The 7,723-nt window shown below is 71.3% G+C and carries 6 protein-coding genes; 2 read left to right on the forward strand and 4 right to left on the reverse strand.

Annotated features, from left to right (window positions below):
• Positions 1-6: 6 nt before the first annotated feature.
• From CQ042_RS04825 to CQ042_RS04835, 3 genes are read right to left on the reverse strand one after another with little or no spacing between them, the layout of a single operon-like run.
• Positions 7-1,395, reverse strand: coding sequence for an NADP-dependent succinic semialdehyde dehydrogenase (locus CQ042_RS04825; protein ID WP_105669208.1), 1,389 nt, complete (start codon positions 1,393-1,395; stop codon positions 7-9).
• Complete coding sequence (locus CQ042_RS04830) at positions 1,392-2,066, reverse strand: GntR family transcriptional regulator (protein WP_105669209.1); 675 nt, start codon at positions 2,064-2,066, stop codon at positions 1,392-1,394. The genes CQ042_RS04825 and CQ042_RS04830 overlap by 4 nt, the downstream gene beginning before the upstream one ends.
• A complete protein-coding gene (locus CQ042_RS04835; protein WP_105669211.1) occupies positions 2,063-2,611 on the reverse strand; it encodes a VOC family protein in 549 nt (182 codons plus the stop codon). The genes CQ042_RS04830 and CQ042_RS04835 overlap by 4 nt, the downstream gene beginning before the upstream one ends.
• Positions 2,612-2,731: 120 nt before the next feature.
• Here CQ042_RS04835 and CQ042_RS04840 point away from each other — a divergent pair, with 120 nt between their 5' ends.
• Both CQ042_RS04840 and CQ042_RS04845 read left to right on the forward strand, forming a co-directional pair.
• On the forward strand, positions 2,732-4,918 hold the full coding sequence (locus CQ042_RS04840; protein WP_105669213.1) for a thiamine pyrophosphate-dependent enzyme: 2,187 nt from the start codon (positions 2,732-2,734) through the stop codon (positions 4,916-4,918).
• A complete protein-coding gene (locus CQ042_RS04845; protein WP_105669214.1) occupies positions 4,918-6,312 on the forward strand; it encodes a dihydrolipoamide acetyltransferase family protein in 1,395 nt (464 codons plus the stop codon). The genes CQ042_RS04840 and CQ042_RS04845 overlap by 1 nt, the downstream gene beginning before the upstream one ends.
• Positions 6,313-6,364: 52 nt before the next feature.
• Here CQ042_RS04845 and CQ042_RS04850 read toward each other — a convergent pair.
• Positions 6,365-7,723, reverse strand: a 1,359-nt coding sequence (locus CQ042_RS04850; protein WP_105669219.1) for a thiamine pyrophosphate-dependent enzyme, incomplete at its 5' end; no start/stop codon positions are given.

Genomic DNA, 7,723 nt, shown 5'->3' on the forward strand with positions numbered 1-7,723 from the left:
CCTTCGTCATGCCGGGGATGCCCCCACCCACACGGTCTTCAGATTGCAGAACTCGCGGATGCCCTCGGCGGCGAGCTCGCGTCCGAAGCCGGAGTTCTTGATCCCTCCGAAGGGGAGCGCCGGATGGGAGGCGGTCATGCCGTTGATGAACACGGCCCCCGCCTCGATCTCGTCGATGAAGCGGGCGCGCTCGTCCTCGTCCTCGGTCCACACCGCGGAGCTGAGGCCGAAGTCGGTGGCGTTGGCCAGCCGGATCGCGTCGTCGACATCGGTGGCGGACCACACGGTCGCCACCGGGCCGAAGGCCTCTTCGGTCGCGAGTCGCATCTCGGGAGTGATCCCGCTCAGCACGGTGGCGGGGTAGAACCAGCCGGCGCCGGGGGGAGTGCTGCCGCCCGTATGGACGACGGCCCCTCGGGCGCGCGCGTCGTCGACCAGGGCGGCCAGCTCCTCGCGTCCCGACGCGGTCGCGAGCGGGCCGAGGTCGGTGGTCTCCTCCGCGGGGTCCCCGAGCACCAGCGCGGACATCGCACGGGTGAACCGTTCGAGGAACTCGTCGTGGATGCTCTCATGCACGATGAACCGCTTGCCCGCGATGCAGGACTGGCCGTTGTTCTGCGTGCGTGCGGTGACCGCGACCGCGACCGCCCTGTCGAGGTCGGCGCTGGGCATCACGATGAAGGGGTCGGAGCCGCCGAGTTCGAGCACGGACTTCTTGATGTGCGCGGCCGCCGTGGCGGCGACCGCGCGTCCTGCAGGCTCCGAGCCGGTGAGGGTGACGGCGGCGATGCGGGGATCCGCGAGCAGCGCCTCCACCGCACCGGACGGGATGAGCAGGGTGCGGAACGCACCCTCCGGGAACCCCGCCCGTCCGAACAGGGTGTCGAGGTAGAGCGCCGACTGCGGCACGTTCGAGGCGTGCTTCAGCAGGCCGGCATTGCCGGCCATCAGCGCCGGCGCCGCGAAGCGGATGACCTGCCACAGCGGGTAGTTCCAGGGCATCACGGCGAGCACGACGCCGAGCGGGCGGTAGACGGTCCCGGCCCGCACCGCCCCCGCGGCCTGCGGGTCGTCGAGCGTCGTCGGTGCGAGGTACCCCTCGGCGTGGTCGGCGTAGAAGCGCAGCGAGGAGGCGCACTTGGCGACCTCGGCACGGGCGGAGGCGACGGTCTTGCCCATCTCCTGCGTGAGCAGACGCGCCAGCATCTCCTGGTCGTCGTCGAGGATGTCGGCGGCGCGCTTCATCCAGACCGCGCGCTCGGCGAACGAGGCGCGGGCGAGTTCGCGCTGCGCCTCCGTCGCGGCTGCCAGCCGTGCATCGATCACGTCGGGGCCGTGCGCGATGAACTCCTCGATGAGCTCGCCGGTGGCGGGGTTGACGGTGGCGATCGTCATGCTGCTCCTCCTCGTCCGTTCTTTGTGAAGACCTCGGGGCGCTGCCCCAGTTCCAGGCGCGTGCGACGCACGTGGATGCGGAGCACGGAGCCGGCTTCCTCGGCGTCGAGACGGCGCAGGGCCTCCACCAGCAGCTCGTGCTCGAGGTGGATGCTCCGGTCGTCGCGCGGGTCGGAAAGCCGTACGAACGCCCGCCGGTAGTGCTGGGTGCGGTTCCAGAGCTGCTGCACCGTGGCGTCGAGCACGCTCGTGGTGGCGCGGCTGTAGGTGAGCGAGTGGAATTCCCAGTCCAGGCGGAGGAACTCCTCCACGTCGCCGACCGTGCGCATCCGCTGCGCCAGATCCGCGAGCCGGTCGAGGTCGCCCGCCGTCAGCAGGGGGACGTTGTATTCGAGCAGGAGCGGCTCGACGCGCTCGCGCATCCGATACAGCTCGTCGCACTCCGCCGCCGTCAGCTCGGAGACCCAGGCGCCGGTGTTGGCGACCAGCGTGACCAGACCCTCCGCGGACAGGGTTCGCAGAGCCTCCCGCACCGGCACCCTGCTGGCGCCGAGCCGTTCGGCGAGCTCCTCCTGTCGCACGCGGTCGCCGGGTTCGTACTCGCCGGCCAGGATCGATCGCCGCAGCTCGGCGGCGATGCGCATCGCCGCCTCGCCGTGCTTCCCGCTCATTCGGCCGGCCGATCGGGCTGCCACAGCCGCACCGGCGAACTCGCCTCGTACGCCTTGCCGTCGGGGAAGCTCACCAGCTCGAGCTGCATCCCCCAGGGCGAGAGGAAGTACTGCCACCGCTGACCTGCGCTGGGACCGGAGCTCGCCCAGGGCGCGTCTCCGAGCACGCGCACACCGCGGCGCCGGAGATGCGCCGCCGCCGCGTCGATGTCATCGACCTGGAAGGCGAGGTGATGGCCGCCGATGTCGCTGTTGCGCGGGATCGGGTTCTGTCCGTCCGCCGGCTCGAACTGGAAGATCTCGAAGTTCGGTCCGTGGCCGCAACGGAAGAACCGCAGCTCCCGCATGATCGTCCGCGGATGCACGTTGATGCGCTCGCGCATCCAGTCGTCGTCCTCGTGGACGAAGGGCCCGAGCCGGTAGACGAGCTCGCACCCGATCACGTCGACGAAGAACCTCTCGGCCTCGTCGAGGTCGGGAACGGTGAAGCCGATGTGCTCGGTGCCGCGGAGGCCGGGGATCCCCGGCCGGGGTGGGGAGGTCATGGCTCGATTGTATCCAGTGGCATAGCCAATTCGCTAGATCTGGGGCACAATGATCCCGACAAGTCCGTAATTGGATTCATTCATGGGGTCGAGGACGACTCCGAGAAAGACGAGAGGCCCATGGCGAAGAGGAAGCGGCTGGACACGAACGTGCCCTGGATCGAGCTGCAGAGCACCCCGGCGGACTGGAAGGCGGCCGACCCCGGGCTGCTGCTGACGATGCTCGGACAGCTCCGACTGGTGCGGGCGTTCGAGGAGACGGTGCTGGAGCTCGCCGGCGAGTCGCTGGTGCACGGTCCCGCGCACTCCAGCATCGGACAGGAAGGCGGCGCGGTCGGATCCATCGCCTCGCTGCGATCGGCGGACGGGGTCAACGGGTCGCATCGCGGCCACCACCAGTTCCTCGCCAAGGTGATCGGGCACGTCAGCGGCGGCGCATTGGATCCACAGGCCCTGGTCACCCCGGACGTGCGGGAAGTGCTCTACCGCACGCTCGCCGAGATCCTCGGACTCGCCCCCGGCTACCTGCAGGGGCGTGGCGGATCGCTGCACCTGCAGCTGCTCGAGGCCGGTGCGCTGGGCACCAACGCCATCGTCGGCGGCGGCGTCCCGTTCGCGGCCGGCAACGCGCTCGCCCAACGCCGGTCCGGCACCGGCGACCTCACGATGACGTACTTCGGCGACGGTGCCGCGAACATCGGCTCGGTGCTCGAGGCCATGAACATCGCGGCGGCGTGGAAGCTCCCGCTCGGGTTCTTCATCGAGAACAACCTCTACGCCGTGTCGACCCACGTGCGTGAATCCTCCGCCGACGAGCGTCTCGCCGTGCGCGGGCAGGGCTTCAGCATCCCCGGGTGGCGGGTGGACGGCATGGACCCGCTCGCCGTGCACCTGGCGACGCTCGAAGCCTCGGAGCGCATGCGCTCCGGCGAAGGGCCGGCGGTCATCGAGGCGGAGGTGTACCGGTACTTCCACCAGAACGGCCCCTACCCCGGCAGCGCCTTCGGCTACCGCACGAAGGAGGAGGAGGATTCCTGGCGCGATCGCGACCCGATCGCCCGCATGGAGCGGGAACTCGGCCGCGCCGGCATCCTCTCGCCCGCCGAGGCCGACAGCATGCGGGAGCAGGCGGCCTCGGCGCTGACCGGTATCGCGTCCGAGCTCCTCGAACCTGTTCCGGGTGAGCCGGGCAAGCGGCGCATCCGGGCGAACCTCTGGCCCGACCCCGCCACGGTGAACCACGGGCTGCGCGGGGACGGCTCCGAGCTCGACGGCCTCGACGCCCAGGATCCGATCCGGCACACCGGCGGCTGGCGCGACCTGAAGTTCATCGACGCGGTCGCCGGCGTCATGGACCGGCGGATGCAGGAGGACGAGCGCATCGTGGTCCTCGGTGAGGACGTGCACCGTCTCAACGGCGGCACGAACGGGGCGACGAAGGGCCTGGTCCGCAAGTACGGGGACCGGATCCTCGGCACTCCGATCAGCGAGAACGCCTTCGCCGGCATCGGGGGCGGCCTCGCCCTGGACGGACGATTCCGTCCGGTGGTCGAGTTCATGTACCCGGACTTCCTCTGGGTGGCCGCCGATCAGGTCTTCAACCAGATCGGCAAGACCAGGCACATGTTCGGCGGCGACAACGACGTGCCGCTGGTGCTGCGCACCAAGATCGCGATGGGCACCGGCTACGGCGAGCAGCACCTGATGGACCCTGCCGGCATCTTCGCCACGAGCCCCGGATGGCGCATCGTGGCCCCGTCGACCGCTGCCGACTACGTCGGGCTGATGAACGCCGCACTGGCCCTGAACGATCCGGTGCTCGTGATCGAGCACGTCGACCTCTACGGCACCGCCGATCGCGTGCCGGAGGGCGACCTGGACTACATCATCCCGCCGGGCACGGCCGCGGTGCGCCGCGAGGGGTCCGAGGTCACGGTGATCAGCTACCTGTCGATGACCGGGAAGGCCGAGCAGGCGATCGCCGAATCGGGTGTCGACGCCGAGCTGATCGATCTGCGCTGGCTGGATCGCGCCTCGCTCGACTGGGCGACGATCGAGCGGAGCGTCCGCAAGACCGGCGCCGTGCTGATCGTCGAGCAGGGAGCCATCGGCACCTCCTACGGCGGGTGGCTGGCGGACGAGCTGCAGCGGCGCCTGTTCGACTGGCTGGACCATCCGATCGAGCGGGTGACCGGCCAGGAGGCATCACCGAACATCTCCCGGGTCCTCGAGGCGGCCGCGATCGCCCAGACGTCCGACATCGTGCATGCGCTCGAGCGCATCGCCCGCGAGATCGGAGCGCGCTGATGGCCGTCTTGGTGCGCATGCCAGAGGTCCTCGCCGGGGCCCTCGAAGCGGCCATCCAGACGTGGCTCGTCACGGAGGACACGCAGATCGCGGTCGGCGATCCCCTCGCCGAGATCGAGACCGACAAGGCGGTGGTCGAGTTCGCTTCCGAGTTCGAGGGTCGCATCGCGCGGCTCCTCGCCCCCGAGGGGGACAACCTCGCGGTCGGTTCGCCGATCGTCGCGATCCTCGGCCCGGGGGAGGGGGACGCGGAACTCGCGCTCCTGCTGTCCGAGGCGGGGATCGCCGCGGAACCCGGCACTGCATCGGAACCCGGCGCTGCCGCGGAACCCGGCGCTGCCGCGGAACCCGGCGCTGCCGAGTCAGCCGATGCGGAGCCGGTCGCGGCACCGCTCGCCCCGACGCCCGCTCCGCCCTCCGCCCCGGTGTCGTCCCTCCCGGCGATCGGCGGACGGAGGCTCGCGACGCCCCTGGTCCGCCGCCTCGCCGCGGAGCGGGGTATCGACCTGGCCGCCGTCGCGGGAAGCGGCCCCGAGGGGCGCATCGTCCGACGGGACCTCGACCGGCTGCCGGCCCCGACCGCCGATCCGGTCCCGAGCCCCGTCCTCGCGCCGCCCGAGACGACGACCGCCGCCTCGGCGCCTGCGGTCGCCGCCGCGCCGGACCCGACCGCGGTGGTCGCCACGGCCACCGTGACCGCGGGGGGCCGCGGCGGCTACGAGGACATCCCGGCGTCGTCGATGCGGCGCACGATCGCGCGACGGCTCACCGAGAGCAAGTCGTCCGTGCCCCACTTCTACATGACCAGACGACTGCAGATCGATGCACTGCTGGCACTGCGGGCGGACGTCAACCGCGACCGCACCGCGCGCGTCTCCGTGAACGATCTGATCGTGAAGGCGGTCGCCCTCGCGCACCGCGCGGTTCCCGAGGCGAACGCGATCTGGATCGACGGGGCGATCCGGAGATTCCGCACGGTCGACGTCGGCATCGCCGTCGCTCTCGACGGGGGGCTGATGACCCCGGTGCTCCACGACGTCGGAAGCCTCTCGGTCGGTGCGCTCGCCGCCCAGACCGTCGCGGTGGTGGAGCGCGTGCGCAGCGGACGCATCCAACCGGGAGATCTGGACGGCGGGACGATCACGGTCTCGAACCTCGGGATGTACGGTATCGACGAGTTCGCCGCGATCATCAACCCGCCGCAGTCCGCGATCCTCGCCGTGGGAGCCGCGACACCGCAGCCGGTGGTCCGTGACGGCGGTCTGGCGATCGCGACCGTCATGTCGGTGACGCTGTCCGGAGATCACCGGGTGCTGGACGGCGCGGTGGCGGCGCAGTGGATGGCCGCGCTCGCCGCGATCATCGAGGATCCGATGCGCATCCTGGTCGACTGACCCCTCGCCCGACCGAGGCCGCCAGGAGGTGCGGCCTCGGTCGGGAGCCTCGTCACAGCAGGAACGGCCAGGGTGAGGCGAACGGGCCGACCGGGACGTGGATCAGCGCGGGGCCGCCGGCGTCGATGGCCGCCCTGATCGCGCTCTCGAGCTCGTCGGGAGTCTCGGCGCGCGAGGCGGAGACGCCGAACGCGTCGGCGAGAGCCACGAAGTCCGGGTTGGTGAGGGCGGTGCCCGCCGTCCTCCCGGCGAACATCGCCTTCTGGTCGCGTGCGACGTTGCCGTATTCCCCGTCGTCGAACACGATCGCGATCGTGGGGATGCCGTGATGCCGTGCGGTGGCGAGCTCCGACAGGTTCCAACCGAACCCGCCGTCGCCGTTGACCGACACCACGGGGCGGCCGGGCGCTCCGACGCTCGCGCCGAGTGCCGTCGCGTACCCGTAGCCGAGCGTGCCCTGGTAACCGGGGGTGATGTTGCTCTCCGGCGTCGGGAAGCGGAAGAACAGCGGTGCCGCATAGGAGATCTGCGTGTACTCGCCGACCATGATGCCGTCCTCCGGGAGCGCCCGTCTGATCGCGTCGAGCAGTCTCCGCTGCGGCTCGAGCGCGTGCAGGCGCGCATCGGCGTCGGCGCGTGCGGACGCGGCACGTCGCGGAGCTTCGCGCCGCTCGACGGGGTCCTCCTGCGCGAGAAGATCCGCGATCCCCGCCGCCGCGACACCGACGTCGGCGAGGAACGACAGCCACGGACGCCTCGGCTCGCGGAACGCTTCGGGGTCGGCATCCACGAGGATCACGCGGGCCCCCGCGGCGACCGGCACCTGCTGTTCGAGCTTCATGAAGCGACTGCCCAGCACCAGCACGACATCGGCCTCCTCGGCGAGCGCGCGCCCGGCGAGCGGCGGGACGGCCCGCTCGTCATCGCCGGGGATCGCGCCGAGACCGTTGATCGACATGGCCACCGGAGCGTCGACCAGACGCGAGAGGCGCAGGATGGCCTCGGTCGCGCGGGCACCGCGGGCTCCACCGCCGGCCCAGATGAGCGGTCGCCGGGCATCGCGGAGCGCCGTGGCGATCACGGCGATCGCCGCCGGGTCGAGTGGTGCGTGCGCGGGCGCGGCGGGTGTGGAGACCAGCAGGGCCTCCCGCGCTGCGGAGAGCAGATCGGGCGCGATCTCCAGCGCGACAGGGCGCGGAAGCCCGGAGCGCAGCTGCCGCATCGCCTCGTGCACCAGCCGGGGGATCTCCTCGGTGCTGCGGGCGCGGGCGTGCCACTTGGTGAGCGAGCGCAGGATGCCGCTCTGGTCGGGGATCTCGTGCAGGGCGCCGTTGCCGCGCCCGTAGGAGGTCGTCGGGATCTGTCCGCACAGGAGCAGCACCCGGGAGTTCGTCGCCCAGGCGGTCGACAG

The organism is Microbacterium sp. MYb62, assembly GCF_002979475.1.
Classification (GTDB): Bacteria; Actinomycetota; Actinomycetes; order Actinomycetales; family Microbacteriaceae; genus Microbacterium.

Bases quoted from the DNA above. Each gene is read 5' to 3' on its own strand.
- CQ042_RS04840 (WP_105669213.1), top strand. From the start codon at position 2,732: ATGGCGAAGAGGAAGCGGCTGGACACGAACGTGCCCTGGATCGAGCTG.
- CQ042_RS04825 (WP_105669208.1), bottom strand. From the start codon at position 1,395: ATGACGATCGCCACCGTCAACCCCGCCACCGGCGAGCTCATCGAGGAG.
- CQ042_RS04845 (WP_105669214.1), top strand. From the start codon at position 4,918: ATGGCCGTCTTGGTGCGCATGCCAGAGGTCCTCGCCGGGGCCCTCGAA.
- CQ042_RS04835 (WP_105669211.1), bottom strand. From the start codon at position 2,611: ATGACCTCCCCACCCCGGCCGGGGATCCCCGGCCTCCGCGGCACCGAG.
- CQ042_RS04830 (WP_105669209.1), bottom strand. From the start codon at position 2,066: ATGAGCGGGAAGCACGGCGAGGCGGCGATGCGCATCGCCGCCGAGCTG.